Source organism: Streptococcus mitis, assembly GCF_946190375.1.
GTDB lineage: Bacteria > Bacillota > Bacilli > Lactobacillales > Streptococcaceae > Streptococcus > Streptococcus mitis_CJ.
The window spans coordinates 1-14,150 of record NZ_CAMIAF010000017.1; the positions used below are offsets into that span (position 1 = coordinate 1).

Below are 14,150 nucleotides of genomic sequence, written 5' to 3' on the forward strand. Positions count from 1 at the left end.
TTGTTAGCCCAGCCTCCGTCGACTTTAGCAAGGCCTGTTCCTTGCGTTCCTTTAAATGCAAAGAACTTACCTGTGACCCCATTGGCACTTTGAGCTTCAATCTTCGGATAAACAGTATAATTGTATGTTAAATCTGTTGTAGTCTTTTTATCTGGGTGAGTTACAGTTAAAGTTGCAGTTCGAGTTCCTACTGCCATTGTAGGAGCTTGACCTTGTTTCCATGCAAATGTTGTCCCACTAGGGAAATCAGATGCTCCGCCAACTGGGCGCACAAGACTTCTTGGATTTATCTTAGATAAAGGCTCGTCGCTAACTGCATAAAAGTGCTCAGTTGTTTTCTCTACACCATACTTAACATTGTTTGTGACTGTATCCGTGGTTCTATCACGATAAGTAATGGTAACATCTCCATTATTAGCTACACTGATAGAACCTTCTTCAGTTCCTTTTTTGTAATCTGTACTTGAGAGAACATTTGCATTGGCTGCTTTAAAGTTAGCCAATACTTGATCTTTTTCCGCCTGACTCAGATTTGTCGAATCATTAACTGCGACAGTCGCACCGCTTATAGGCGATTGACGCTCATTAAATCCGTGAATATGAAAATCCGTATGATTCATTGTTCGTTGTCCGGCAGTATCATCAGCACCATACTCCATCTTATATTTTCCAGGAGCCATTGGTTTCCAGCCATTTTCCCGACCAATCGTACCATAAATACGGGTTGTCCACTGCTTATTGTTATAAACATACTCTTTATTGAGTCCTGTTTTAGGATCTCGTATAAGAGTCGCAAAGTTGATTTGTCCAGGTAAATTTTCAGCGTTTAAACCATTAATGTACTGACTGTCTCCAGTATAAAATAGTCTCAAAGCCTTATCATCTCTAAATACAATATTGAAATTTACAGGATCATCATTGAAAACATGAATTGATTCTGGCATCTCAACAGTAGGAGGATTATCTGTTGCGCGTCCCTGATTTCTCACAGCACCGTTTTGACTTCCTGCTCTACCTGTATGGACATAAGAGGTCATCAAATTCGTGTAATTACCAGAAACATTCGTACTTGTAAATGGTTGACTACTTGTAGCAACTCGGGCATCCAATCTGGCATTGCTTGATTTTTCATTTACAGTGGCATGAACTTCAATCGTTGCCTCTAAATTTCTATTTAAATCATGACGTTTGCTAAACACGTACTCATTGCCAGAACCACCACGCTTCTCCATCGGTTGACCATTAAAAGTAACACGGGTAATGGTCGTATTTGGATCCACATTGGCAAGTAAACCAGCATAATTCAGGGCATTATCTGAGTGCATATTGATACGCCAAATTACTTCATGAGTATTCTTATTGTACTGACCTGATTCAAGCGAAGCCGATGTTCTATTGCTAGCAAACGTGTTCGCGATTAACGAAGTAGGTAAAGCTCTAGGATGTGCCCCATTTCCCATACTTTGACCATTTCGTGCATCACGCGCACCTGAATTGACTCTCAACACAGCATTAGCAATCGAGTTGCGAGCAGAGGTCGCTAGTTTTACAGTTTCGGTCAAATCTGCCTTAAGATTAGCAAGAGCTGTCTCGATAGCAGTCACCGCAGCATTCACTTTTGCTATAGCTGCATCACTATTAGGTAAGCCGACCGCTTTTGCTAGGTACTCACCCATTTCAGCTGAAAGTTTGGTTAACTTCTTACGATTTTCATCCTGTTGTTTAGCTGAAACTTCCGATGTTGCTATGGCACCAGCAGTTACTCCTGCCAAACTTATTAATTCTGCATTTCTATCTGTCAAAGCTGTCTCTGACTTAGCCGCATCCAATACAGGAGCGGAAAAATTAGAATTCGACAATCCTTGATTCGCAATTGATGCTGATTCTGATTGTCCAGAAGTTTCAACACTAGTAGCGCTAGTAGCAGCCGAAGCACCCCCAGAATTGACCATCAACTGACTAGAACTTACAGAAGTACTTGCTGACACACTAGCTGAAGCTGAAGCACTTGTCGACGCACTAACAGAAGCCGAAGTACTTGCTGACATACTTGCAGAGGCACTAACACTCACTGATTGGCTAGTAGAGCTCGATGCTGAAGTAAATACACTCTCGCTTTCTGAGCGTGATAAACTTACCGAATTTTCTGAATTTTCTTGCGATGCCGACCCGAGAACAACTGTATCATTGGCAACTAGAACATCCGATGACTCTAATGTCTTTTCAAGGGCAACCGCATCATTGGCATGAACAGTAGTTTGTGTTGCCACTGCTCCGCCTAATACAGCTCCTGTAGCTGCCAGCCCCCTTATGATATCGAGGCCTGTAATCGTATTGCTCGTTTGGTTTTCAACCACTTCGGTCATAACTTGAGTAGTGTCAACACTACCACGGAAAACCTTGAACAAACCAAATAAGGAGGTTGAAGCCCGCAGCCAATGCTTACCGGATTTCACCAACTTATAGCGGGTCACGCGATCAGTTTCACGATATTGACCCTCTTGACGTCTGAAAAACATTTATTTTTTTCCTCCAAAAAACTACTACATTAGTTAGCTTAATGCAACCGTTTCCCATTATACACAAATTATCATAGTAAGTCAACTTGTTTTCTAATATATTTTACTAAAAAAAAAAAGCATTTTCTGCTTGATTTTACATGGAGATTCCATTGACAAATACAGTTAATATACTAGTAAACCGAATTCCTCATTGACTAGGCTCTAAAAAAAGAGAAATCCATTATTTTTGCCGACGAATACGTCATACTTATCCAAAATTAAAAAGAGCATCATTTTCCTTCGTATAGACATATATATTATCCAAGGAACTCTTCTCTACTTTCATTAGAATTAAGAGATAGTAAATTTCAAAGTATATAGTTTAACTAGGATATTTTTTGAGCAAGCTGGCAAGCAAAAAGGTTGCACTTTAGTAATGCAAATAGCTCGACCTACTAACTCTTACAAAAAAGCCCACAATGCCATAAGGAAAAAGCCCATGAATATAGCATTCCCGGACTTCTCTTATTAGAATATTTAGATCAACCAACATAAAGGTTAGAGATTGTTACACCACGACACGAAGTTTGGCAAATCGATTCTATTTGCCAAACGAAGTTAATGAGGCAGTTAGCTAGTTCGCTTCCTTGCCATTACGACGGAAAAATCCACGAATCAAAACCATTTGCGGATTTTTCCTAATGAAGCGTTTAGGTAAACAGCAATAGCAGTTACCGATTATTAGATTACGACACTGAGTTTTACAAATCGATTCTATTTGTAAAACTCAGTTAGTAAGGCAGTTAGCTAGACCGCAAAATAGCGGCTAGCGTCCAACAATTAGGAACTTCAGTTCCAATTGTTGGTACTGAGTTACATTTTTTCTTCCAACTCTACGTCTGGATACTTGTCCGCAAACCAGCGAAGGGCAAAGTCATTTTCAAAGAGGAAGACTGGTTGGTCGAAACGGTCTTTGGCCAAGATATTGCGACTTGATGACATCCGTTCGTCTAGGTCCTCAGGCTTGATCCAACGAACGGTCTTTTTCCCCATTGGGCTCATCACCACTTCCGCATTGTACTCGCCTTCCATACGGTGCTTGAAGACTTCAAACTGAAGTTGACCAACCGCTCCCAGCATGTACTCGCCTGTTTGGTAATTCTTATAGAGCTGAATAGCACCTTCTTGCACCAATTGCTCGATTCCCTTGTGGAAGGATTTTTGTTTCATAACGTTCTTAGCAGAAACTTTCATGAAAATCTCAGGAGTAAAGGTTGGTAGGGGTTCAAATTCAAACTTGTTTTTTCCAACTGTTAAAGTGTCCCCAACCTGATAAGTACCGGTATCGTAAACACCGATGATATCACCTGCTACAGCGTTGGTCACATTTTCACGACTTTCCGCCATAAACTGAGTAACATTAGACAGTTTGGCACCCTTACCAGTACGAGGGAGATTGACACTCATGCCACGTTCAAATTCACCTGACACGATACGGACAAAGGCAATACGGTCACGGTGTCGAGGGTCCATGTTGGCTTGGATTTTAAAGACAAATCCTGAAAAATCCTTATCATGAGGATCCACAATTTCTCCATCTGTTTTCTTGTGCCCATGTGGTTCTGGAGCAAATTTAAGGAAGGTTTCAAGGAAGGTCTGCACACCAAAGTTTGTCAGGGCTGAACCGAAGAAGACAGGAGTCAATTCTCCAGCAAGGATTGCTTCCTCTGAAAACTCATTTCCAGCTTCATTTAAAAGTTCAATATCATCCTTGACTTGCTCATAGAAAGGATTGCTGCCAAAAAGCTTGTCCCCATCTTCTAAACTGGCAAAACGCTCATCCCCCTTATAGAGCTCCAAGCGTTGGTTATAGAGGTCATAGAGCCCTTCAAAGGCTTTCCCCATCCCGATTGGCCAGTTCATCGGATAGCTAGCAATGCCCAGGACTTCTTCCAATTCTTGCAAGAGATCCAAAGGCTCACGACCGTCACGGTCTAGCTTGTTCATAAAGGTAAAGACTGGAATGCCACGATGTTTCACAACCTCAAACAATTTCTTGGTTTGTGCCTCGATACCCTTAGCAGAGTCCACCACCATGACCGCTGCATCCACCGCCATCAAGGTACGATAGGTATCTTCTGAGAAGTCCTCATGCCCTGGTGTATCGAGGATATTCACACGCTTGCCATCGTAGTCAAACTGCATCACAGATGAAGTAACCGAAATCCCACGTTGCTTCTCGATATCCATCCAGTCAGACTTGGCAAAAGTTCCTGTTTTCTTACCTTTAACCGTACCAGCCTCACGAATCTCGCCACCAAAGTAGAGCAATTGCTCAGTGATGGTTGTTTTCCCCGCGTCCGGGTGAGAGATGATGGCAAAGGTACGACGTTTCTTAATTTCTTCTTGAATATTCATAAGTTCTCTTTCTTTGATTCTCTATTTTTCTTGTTTCAATAGCTAAGAATGATTTCTACATTGGATTTTACCATTCCTTTCAACACTCTATTATATCGGATTTTAGCATTTTTTTCAATTTCTATTTTCTGTTAGAGTTTACTTGAATAAAAGTTATTTCTTATAGGCAAATATATCGAAAACTGTGACAATTCTAGCAAAAATGATATAATAAAACAAAAAGGAGATGTAATCATGTTCAAAGAATTTGGTGTAACCAATTTAGAAGTGACGAAAGATGATATTTACAAGAATCCAAGCAAGCCTATTTTGCGCATGTATGATGACGATGAATTAATCGGAACCTTTAGTATTCTAACTGGAGAAGTATTGGAAAATTTGGACTTGGCAGACTATGACATTCGTTTTGCTCAAAAGCAAATTGAGTTAAATCGCGATAACTACCTTGAAACATGGAAGGACTACGTGGGACTACTACATGCCTAAATATTCTTTCTTAAAGTATGGTATTGAAATTCGTCCTAACGAACATAACCATAAAGGTCAAAAAGCACATATTCACATTTATATCCACGGAGAAGAGGTCGGCTCAATGTTTCTGAACGGTGAACTTAGAGATGGTAAATTAAAGGCAAAAGACCTAAAAATAATCAGGCAATACGTTTTAGAAAACTCAAATGAACTTCAGGCTTTATGGAATGAATACCAAAAAAGTGCATACTAAAACCAAAAAATCTTAGTTTGCTAATGCACAATAGACAAAACTAGCAAGCAATTTTAATGCCTGCTACTCAGCTTCTACTCAACTTATCCAAATACTAGGGAGCCTAATTCCCCTTGCAATTTTTCAAATAAATGTTACAATGAATATAGAAAAAGGTGTTGCGTCAACAACACCCTACAGAGCCGTTTAAGACGGTGGCTGTAATTATATAACTAAAAAATAGCTCGTTAACTCGCCAAAGTTAGGACGGCTATTTTTTTGTCTCTTTTACCAATTCAAGGATGAACTTTAGGAGCGTGATAACAAAGTTACCAGCTACAAACATGAGTATCAAAGCCTCAAAAGGGGACAAATCTGGTTACTCCTTTCTACTAAGATTTTACAGGTTCTGCACATAAGCATCACCATCCTTTCGATTTCGTAACCACCGTCTTCACTTCTCTCTTAAACTATTGTACCATATATTTTCTCCTTTGAAATCCGCTTTTCAAATAAATCATCATCAAAAACCCGTTCTCCATCCTATACCTGTCTTTTTTCATCTTTCCCTCCCTTATTTATAGGAAAATATGGTAAAATAGAACAGACTAAAAATCATCATTTCACGAAAGGATGCAAGATGAAAATTACGCAAGAAGAGGTGACACACGTTGCCAATCTTTCAAAATTAAGATTCTCTGAAGAAGAAACTGCTGCCTTTGCGACTACCTTGTCTAAGATTGTTGACATGGTTGAATTGCTGGGCGAAGTTGACACAACTGGTGTCGCACCAACTACAACTATGGCTGACCGCAAGACTGTACTCCGCCCTGATGTGGCCGAAGAAGGAACAGACCGTGATCGCTTATTTAAAAACGTACCTGAAAAAGACAACTACTATATCAAGGTACCAGCTATCCTAGACGATGGAGGAGATGCCTAATGACTTTTAACAATAAAACCATTGAAGACTTGCATAATCTCCTTGTCTCTAAGGAAATTTCTGCAACAGAATTAACCCAAGCAACGCTTGAAGATATCAAGTCTCGAGAGACAGCTATCAACGCTTTTGTTACCATCGCTGAGGAGCAAGCCCTTGCTCAAGCTAAAGCTATTGATGAAGCTGGAATTGATGCTGATAATGTCCTTTCAGGAATTCCACTTGCTGTTAAGGATAACATCTCTACAGACGGTATTCTCACAACTGCTGCCTCAAAAATGCTCTACAACTATGAGCCAATCTTTGATGCGACAGCCGTTGCCAATGCAAAGGCCAAGGGTATGATTGTCGTCGGGAAAACCAACATGGACGAATTTGCCATGGGTGGTTCAGGTGAGACTTCTCACTACGGAGCAACTAAAAATGCTTGGGACCACAGCAAGGTTCCTGGTGGATCATCAAGTGGTTCGGCCGCAGCTGTAGCCTCAGGACAAGTCCGCTTGTCACTTGGTTCTGATACTGGTGGTTCTATCCGCCAACCTGCTGCCTTCAACGGGATCGTTGGTCTCAAACCAACTTACGGAACAGTTTCTCGTTTCGGTCTCATTGCCTTTGGTAGCTCATTAGACCAAATCGGACCTTTCACACCAACTGTTAAGGAAAATGCTCTCTTGCTCAACGCTATTGCCAGCGAAGATGTCAAAGACTCTACTTCTGCCCCTGTCCGCATTGCCGACTTTACTTCAAAAATCGGTCAAGACATCAAGGGTATGAAAATTGCTTTGCCTAAGGAATACCTTGGTGAAGGGATTGACCCAGAGGTTAAGGAAACCATTCTGAATGCTGCTAAGCACTTTGAGAAACTTGGTGCTGTCGTTGAAGAAGTCAGCCTGCCTCACTCTAAATACGGGGTTGCCGTTTACTACATCATCGCTTCATCAGAAGCTTCATCAAACTTGCAACGCTTTGATGGTATCCGTTACGGCTACCGCGCAGAAGATGCAACCAACCTTGATGAAATCTATGTAAACAGCCGTAGCCAAGGTTTTGGTGAAGAAGTGAAACGTCGTATCATGCTAGGTACATTCAGTCTTTCATCAGGTTACTACGATGCTTACTACAAGAAAGCTGGTCAGGTCCGTACCCTTATCATCCAAGATTTCGAAAAAGTATTCGCGGATTACGACTTGATTTTGGGACCAACTGCTCCAAGTGTTGCTTATGACTTGGACTCACTCAACCATGACCCAGTTGCCATGTACTTGGCTGACCTCTTGACTATTCCTGTCAACTTAGCTGGTCTTCCAGGGATTTCGATTCCTGCTGGATTATCTCAAGGTCTACCTGTTGGTCTGCAATTGATTGGTCCTAAGTACTCTGAGGAAACTATTTACCAAGCTGCTGCTGCTTTTGAAGCAACAACAGACTACCACAAACAACAACCCGTGATTTTTGGAGGTGACAACTAATGAACTTTGAAACAGTCATTGGACTTGAAGTCCACGTAGAGCTCAACACCAATTCAAAAATCTTCTCACCTACTTCTGCTCACTTCGGAAATGACCAAAATGCCAACACTAACGTGATTGACTGGTCTTTCCCAGGAGTTCTGCCAGTTCTCAATAAAGGGGTTGTCGATGCCGGTATCAAGGCTGCTCTTGCCCTCAACATGGACATCCACAAAAAGATGCACTTTGACCGCAAGAACTACTTCTACCCTGATAATCCAAAAGCCTACCAAATTTCTCAGTTTGATGAGCCTATCGGTTATAGCGGCTGGATTGAAGTCGAGCTAGAAGACGGTACGACTAAGAAAATCGGTATCGAGCGTGCCCACCTAGAGGAAGACGCTGGTAAAAACACCCACGGTACAGACGGCTACTCTTACGTTGACCTCAACCGCCAAGGGGTGCCATTGATTGAGATTGTATCTGAAGCTGACATGCGTTCTCCTGAAGAAGCCTATGCTTATCTAACAGCCCTCAAGGAAGTTATCCAGTACGCTGGTATTTCTGACGTTAAGATGGAAGAAGGTTCTATGCGTGTGGATGCCAATATTTCTCTTCGTCCTTATGGTCAAGAAAAATTCGGTACCAAGACTGAGTTGAAAAACCTCAACTCCTTCTCAAACGTTCGTAAAGGTCTTGAATACGAAGTTCAACGTCAAGCTGAAATCCTTCGCTCAGGTGGTCAAATCCGTCAAGAAACACGCCGTTACGATGAAGCTAACAAAGCAACCATCCTCATGCGTGTCAAGGAAGGGGCTGCAGACTACCGCTACTTCCCAGAACCAGACCTACCCCTCTTTGAAATTTCCGACGAGTGGATTGAGGAAATGCGTACAGAGTTGCCAGAGTTTCCAAAAGAACGCCGTGCGCGTTATGTATCTGACCTTGGTTTATCAGACTACGATGCTAGTCAGTTGACTGCTAATAAAGTTACTTCTGATTTCTTTGAAAAAGCTGTTGCCCTCGGTGGCGATGCCAAACAAGTTTCTAACTGGCTCCAAGGGGAAGTCGCTCAGTTCTTGAATGCTGAAGGCAAGACACTGGAACAAATCGAACTAACGCCAGAAAACTTAGTTGAAATGATTGCCATCATCGAAGACGGTACTATCTCATCTAAGATTGCCAAGAAAGTCTTTGTCCACCTTGCTAAAAATGGCGGCAGTGCGCGTGAATACGTGGAAAAAGCAGGTATGGTCCAAATCTCAGATCCAGCTGTCTTGATTCCAATTATCCACCAAGTCTTTGCCGATAACGAAACTGCAATTGCCGACTTCAAGTCAGGCAAACGTAACGCAGACAAGGCCTTCACAGGATTCCTTATGAAAGCAACCAAAGGCCAAGCCAACCCACAAGTTGCCCTTAAACTCCTTGCTCAAGAATTAGCGAAGTTGAAAGAAGAATAATATGGAAAAACCAGCCCTGAGGTTGGTTTTTTCTCCCCTACCAAATCCCATTAACTATTTTGGCTTTATTTCCAGAAGATTTTATGGTAAAATGAAGAGTAATAATATTTATTAAAGAGGTAAAAACATGATTGAAGCAAGCAAATTGAAAGCTGGTATGACATTTGAAACTGCAGACGGAAAATTGATCCGCGTTTTGGAAGCTAGCCACCACAAACCAGGTAAAGGGAACACAATCATGCGTATGAAATTGCGTGATGTCCGTACTGGTTCTACATTTGATACAAGCTACCGTCCAGAAGAAAAATTCGAACAAGCTATTATCGAAACTGTTCCAGCTCAATACTTGTACAAAATGGATGAAACTGCCTACTTCATGAACACTGAAACTTACGACCAATACGAAATCCCAGTCGTGAACGTTGAAAATGAATTGCTTTACATCCTTGAAAACTCTGATGTGAAAATCCAATTCTACGGAACTGAAGTAATCGGTGTAACTGTACCAACTACTGTTGAATTGACAGTTGCTGAAACACAACCATCTATCAAGGGTGCTACTGTTACAGGTTCTGGTAAACCAGCAACTATGGAAACTGGACTTGTTGTCAACGTTCCTGACTTCATCGAAGCTGGACAAAAATTGATCATCAACACTGCAGAAGGAACTTACGTTTCTCGTGCCTAATCTCTAGAAAGAGGTCATTCTATGGGAACTGAAGAACAATTTGGCGAAATCGTTATCGCTCCACGTGTACTTGAAAAAATCATTGCCATCGCAACTGCTAAAGTTGATGGTGTCCATTCATTTTCAAATAAATCCGTATCTGATACCCTATCAAAACTCTCTCTTGGTCGTGGCGTCTACTTAAAAGAAAGCAACGAAGAACTAACTGCTGACATCTACCTCTACCTTGAGTACGGTGTGAAAGTACCAAAAGTAGCTCTTGCTATTCAAAAAGCGGTCAAAGATGCTGTCCATGATATGGCTGATGTGGAACTTTCTGCTGTCAATATCCATGTTACAGGAATCGTTCCAGATAAAACACCAAAACCTGAGTTGAAAGATCTATTTAACGAGGACTTCCTCAATGACTAGTCCATTATTAGAATCTAGACGCGAACTTCGTAAATGCGCTTTTCAAGCTCTTATGAGTCTTGAATTCGGCAAAGATATGGAAACAGCTTGTCACTTTGCCTACACGCATGACCGTGAAGATGCAGATGTGCAAATCCCTGCCTTTCTTCTAAACTTGGTTTCTGGTGTTCAAGCTCAAAAAGACGAGTTGGATAAACAAATCAACCAGCACCTCAAGTCAGGCTGGACAGTTGAACGCTTGACCTTGGTCGAAAAAAACTTACTACGCTTGGGTATCTTTGAAATCACTTCATTTGATACACCACAGCTAGTAGCAGTTAATGAAGCCATTGAACTTGCTAAGAATTTTTCAGATCAAAAATCAGCCCGCTTTATCAACGGACTGCTTAGTCAATTTGTAACTGAAGAAAATGAATAATCGAAAAGGTGTTTGGTCTTTCAAGCACCTTTTGACTTTTCCCTCTGCACAGAGTAAGAACCACATAAAAACTAGAACTGCCTGCCAGTTCTAGTTTTTATGTATTCTGAGGTATTAGTATTTTCTAAATCGTTGGTAACGCTCTTCCAACAACGCTTCTAACGGTTTTTGTGAAAGTAGATCTAGCTCAGTTTGGAGTTCTTTTTTGACACTCTTAATCAGTTCTTTACTAGAAAGTCCTGCTTCAGAAATCACCTTATCCACCACGTCCATTTCTAACAACTCGTGTGAAGTGATTTTCATCAACTCTGCCGCTTCCATGGCACGACTGCCATCCTTCCATAGAATAGAAGCAAAGCCTTCTGGGCTGAGAATGGCATAGATAGAATTTTCCAGCATCCAGACACGGTCTGCGACTGCTAGAGCCAGAGCCCCTCCTGAACCACCTTCACCGATAATGATAGCAATAATCGGAACTTTCAGGTCACTCATTTCCATGAGATTGCGAGCGATAGCTTCCCCCTGTCCACGTTCTTCCGCTCCGACACCAGGATAAGCACCTGCTGTATTGATAAAGGTCACAACTGGACGGCCAAATTTTTCAGCCTGTTTCATCAACCGTAGAGCCTTGCGATAGCCTTCTGGATGCGGTTGGCCAAAATTCCGTCTAAGATTATCTTGTAAGCTCTTGCCTTTTTGGATACCAACCACTGTTACAGCTTGGTCTCCAAGCCAGCCGATACCACCAACAACTGCACCATCGTCACGAAAAGAACGGTCACCATGTAATTGGATAAAGTCATCAAAAATGCCTGTTGCAAAGTCCAAGCTTGTCAAGCGACTCTGTTCACGCGCTTCTCTGACTATTTTTGCAATATTCATCTTGGACTCCCTCCGTGCAATCTGACTAGGCTAGCAATCGTATCTGGCAAATCTCTTCTTTTGACAATAGCATCCACAAAGCCATGTTCCAATAAGAATTCTGCCTTTTGGAAATCCTCAGGCAAACTTTCACGAACCGTGTTTTCAATCACTCGACGCCCAGCAAAACCAACCAAGCTCTGTGGTTCAGCTAAAATGATATCGCCTTCCATAGCAAAAGAAGCTGTCACACCACCTGTCGTTGGATCTGTCAAAATGGTCAGGTAAAAGAGACCTGCATTTGAATGGCGTTTAACTGCTGCAGAAATCTTGGCCATCTGCATGAGACTCATGATTCCTTCCTGCATACGGGCTCCACCAGAGGCTGTGAAGAGGACAACTGGCAATTTTTCGACAGTCGCATACTCAAACAAACGAGTGATTTTTTCACCTACAACTGTACCCATAGAAGCCATGATAAAGTTAGAATCCATAATCCCAAGAGCCACAGTCTGACCTTTTATAAGAGCTGTTCCTGTCACAACGGCTTCATCCAGACCTGTTTTTTCACGCATAGTTGCTAGTTTCTTTTGATAATCAGGGAAATGCAAGGGATCCTTGCTTTCAATCCCTGTAAACAATTCCTTGAAGGTTCCCATATCAATCGTCAAAGCCAAGCGTTCTTGGGCAGAAATACGAAAGGTATAGCTACAATGTGGACAGATGCGCTCACTTCCCAGATCCTTCTGATAGATGGTATGCTTACAGCCTGGACACTGAGAGAATAATTCATCTGGAACCTCTGGCTTGGCTTGAGGTTTTTCCCTAACCGAACGATTGGGATTGATTCGAATATACTTATCTTTTTTACTAAATAGAGCCATTGATTCCCCTTTTCGGTTTAAACTCTTGAAGTCATTTTATTCTTTTTCTTGATATTTAGGTAAGAATGTTTCCATCAAGAAAGAAGTGTCGTAATCCCCAGCAATAACATTGCGATCTGAAATGAGGTCAAGCTGGAAATCTGCATTGGTCTGCACTCCTTCAATCTCTAGTTCATAGAGGGCACGTTGCATTTTCATCAAGGCGTCAAAACGATTTTCACCGTGAACGATGACTTTGGCAATCATACTATCATAATAGGGGGGAATGGTATAACCTGGATAAACTGCTGAATCCACGCGCAAGCCAACTCCTCCACTTGGAAGATAGAGATTGGTAATCTTACCTGGACTTGGAGCAAAGTTAAAGGCTGGATTTTCTGCATTGATGCGACACTCGATGGCATGACCGCGTAGGACAATATCTTCTTGCTTAACAGACAAAGGCTGACCTGCTGCAATGCGAATTTGTTCCTTAACGATATCCACACCTGAAACAAACTCTGTTACTGGATGTTCTACTTGTACACGTGTATTCATTTCCATGAAATAGAATTTGCCACTTGCTTCATCAAGGAGAAACTCAATGGTCCCTGCATTCTCATAGCCAACAGACTCTGCAGCTCGAACAGCCGCAGCACCGATTTCATGACGCAGCGTTTTTCCGATTGCAATCGAAGGACTTTCTTCCAAAACCTTTTGGTTATTCCGTTGAAGAGAACAATCCCGTTCACCTAAATGAATCACATGTCCATACTCATCTCCTAGGATTTGAACCTCGATGTGACGAGCTGGATAGATAACCCGTTCTATGTACATAGCACCATTGCCATAATTGGCCTTGGCCTCACTAGAGGCAGTTTCAAAGGCTGATACGAGGTCTTCTGGTTTTTCAACCTTACGAATCCCTTTACCGCCACCACCTGCTGAGGCCTTGAGCATAACAGGATAGCCAATTTTTTCAGCGACAGTCAAAGCTTCCTCAGAGTTATGCACTTCTCCATCCGAACCTGGTATGACAGGCACGCCTGCTTTGATCATCTGAGCACGCGCATTGATTTTATCTCCCATCATATCCATAACATGACCAGATGGGCCGATAAACTTGATTCCCACCTCTTCACACATGGTCGCAAATTTGGAATTTTCACTGAGAAATCCAAAACCTGGGTGGATGGCTTCTGCCTCAGTCAAAACTGCAGCTGATAGAACCGCATTAATATTGAGATAAGACTCTGTCGCCTTACCAGGACCGATACAAACTGCTTCATCTGCCAAAAGCGTATGAAGGGCTTCCTTATCAGCAGTTGAATAAACCGCCACCGTCGAAATGCCCAATTCACGCGCCGCACGGATAATACGAACCGCAATTTCACCACGATTGGCAATTAAAATTTTTCGAAACATGGAGAACCTCC

14 protein-coding genes are annotated in these 14,150 nt (G+C 42.0%); 8 read left to right on the forward strand and 6 right to left on the reverse strand.

The window, feature by feature from the left end; genetic code table 11:
• Positions 1–2,519, reverse strand: a 2,519-nt coding sequence (locus tag N8M09_RS08395; protein WP_261064854.1) for an accessory Sec-dependent serine-rich glycoprotein adhesin, incomplete at its 3' end; no start/stop codon positions are given.
• Positions 2,520–3,374: 855 nt separating this feature from the next.
• Positions 3,375–4,919 carry a peptide chain release factor 3 gene (locus tag N8M09_RS08400; protein ID WP_001025436.1) on the reverse strand — a complete coding sequence of 515 codons (1,545 nt, stop codon included), beginning with the start codon at positions 4,917–4,919 and terminating at the stop codon, positions 3,375–3,377.
• 234 nt (positions 4,920–5,153) lie between these two features.
• Between N8M09_RS08400 and N8M09_RS08405 the strand changes: the two genes are divergently transcribed.
• Together N8M09_RS08405 and N8M09_RS08410 are read left to right on the forward strand one after the other, a co-directional pair.
• Positions 5,154–5,405, forward strand: coding sequence for a hypothetical protein (locus N8M09_RS08405; protein WP_261064855.1), 252 nt, complete (start codon positions 5,154–5,156; stop codon positions 5,403–5,405).
• Entirely contained in the window at positions 5,398–5,643 is a 246-nt protein-coding gene (locus N8M09_RS08410) for a DUF4160 domain-containing protein (RefSeq protein WP_261064856.1), read from the forward strand. Before N8M09_RS08405 ends, N8M09_RS08410 begins: the two co-directional genes overlap by 8 nt.
• Before the next feature lie 250 nt (positions 5,644–5,893).
• Here the strand turns inward: N8M09_RS08410 and N8M09_RS08415 are convergent, their stop codons facing one another.
• Entirely contained in the window at positions 5,894–5,968 is a 75-nt protein-coding gene (locus N8M09_RS08415) for a hypothetical protein (protein WP_232610068.1), read from the reverse strand.
• Between the two features lie 294 nt (positions 5,969–6,262).
• On the opposite strand from N8M09_RS08415, the gene gatC reads away from it, so the two are divergent.
• From gatC to nusB, 6 genes are all read left to right on the forward strand, one after another.
• On the forward strand, positions 6,263–6,565 hold the full coding sequence (gatC, locus tag N8M09_RS08420) for an Asp-tRNA(Asn)/Glu-tRNA(Gln) amidotransferase subunit GatC (RefSeq protein ID WP_000705419.1): 303 nt from the start codon (positions 6,263–6,265) through the stop codon (positions 6,563–6,565).
• Positions 6,565–8,031: an Asp-tRNA(Asn)/Glu-tRNA(Gln) amidotransferase subunit GatA gene (gene gatA / locus N8M09_RS08425; protein ID WP_261064857.1), complete on the forward strand. Its 1,467-nt coding sequence runs from the start codon at positions 6,565–6,567 to the stop codon at positions 8,029–8,031. Before gatC ends, gatA begins: the two co-directional genes overlap by 1 nt.
• On the forward strand, positions 8,031–9,473 hold the full coding sequence (gene gatB / locus N8M09_RS08430) for an Asp-tRNA(Asn)/Glu-tRNA(Gln) amidotransferase subunit GatB (RefSeq protein ID WP_261064858.1): 1,443 nt from the start codon (positions 8,031–8,033) through the stop codon (positions 9,471–9,473). The genes gatA and gatB overlap by 1 nt, the downstream gene beginning before the upstream one ends.
• A 127-nt stretch (positions 9,474–9,600) precedes the next feature.
• Positions 9,601–10,161, forward strand: coding sequence for an elongation factor P (gene efp / locus N8M09_RS08435; protein ID WP_000568643.1), 561 nt, complete (start codon positions 9,601–9,603; stop codon positions 10,159–10,161).
• A 21-nt stretch (positions 10,162–10,182) separates the two neighbouring features.
• Positions 10,183–10,572: an Asp23/Gls24 family envelope stress response protein gene (locus N8M09_RS08440; protein ID WP_000536307.1), complete on the forward strand. Its 390-nt coding sequence runs from the start codon at positions 10,183–10,185 to the stop codon at positions 10,570–10,572.
• Entirely contained in the window at positions 10,565–10,990 is a 426-nt protein-coding gene (gene nusB / locus N8M09_RS08445; RefSeq protein ID WP_261064859.1) for a transcription antitermination factor NusB, read from the forward strand. The genes N8M09_RS08440 and nusB overlap by 8 nt, the downstream gene beginning before the upstream one ends.
• A 114-nt stretch (positions 10,991–11,104) precedes the next feature.
• Here nusB and N8M09_RS08450 read toward each other — a convergent pair whose 3' ends face one another.
• From N8M09_RS08450 to accC, 3 genes are read right to left on the reverse strand one after another with little or no spacing between them, the layout of a single operon-like run.
• The gene (locus N8M09_RS08450; protein WP_261064860.1) at positions 11,105–11,872 is read right to left on the reverse strand and encodes an acetyl-CoA carboxylase carboxyl transferase subunit alpha; all 768 of its coding nucleotides are present in this window, start codon (positions 11,870–11,872) and stop codon (positions 11,105–11,107) included.
• A complete protein-coding gene (gene accD, locus N8M09_RS08455) occupies positions 11,869–12,735 on the reverse strand; it encodes an acetyl-CoA carboxylase, carboxyltransferase subunit beta (protein ID WP_261064861.1) in 867 nt (288 codons plus the stop codon). The genes N8M09_RS08450 and accD overlap by 4 nt, the downstream gene beginning before the upstream one ends.
• Before the next feature lie 36 nt (positions 12,736–12,771).
• Positions 12,772–14,139, reverse strand: coding sequence for an acetyl-CoA carboxylase biotin carboxylase subunit (gene accC / locus N8M09_RS08460; protein ID WP_261064862.1), 1,368 nt, complete (start codon positions 14,137–14,139; stop codon positions 12,772–12,774).
• Between the last annotated feature and the right edge of the window lie 11 nt (positions 14,140–14,150).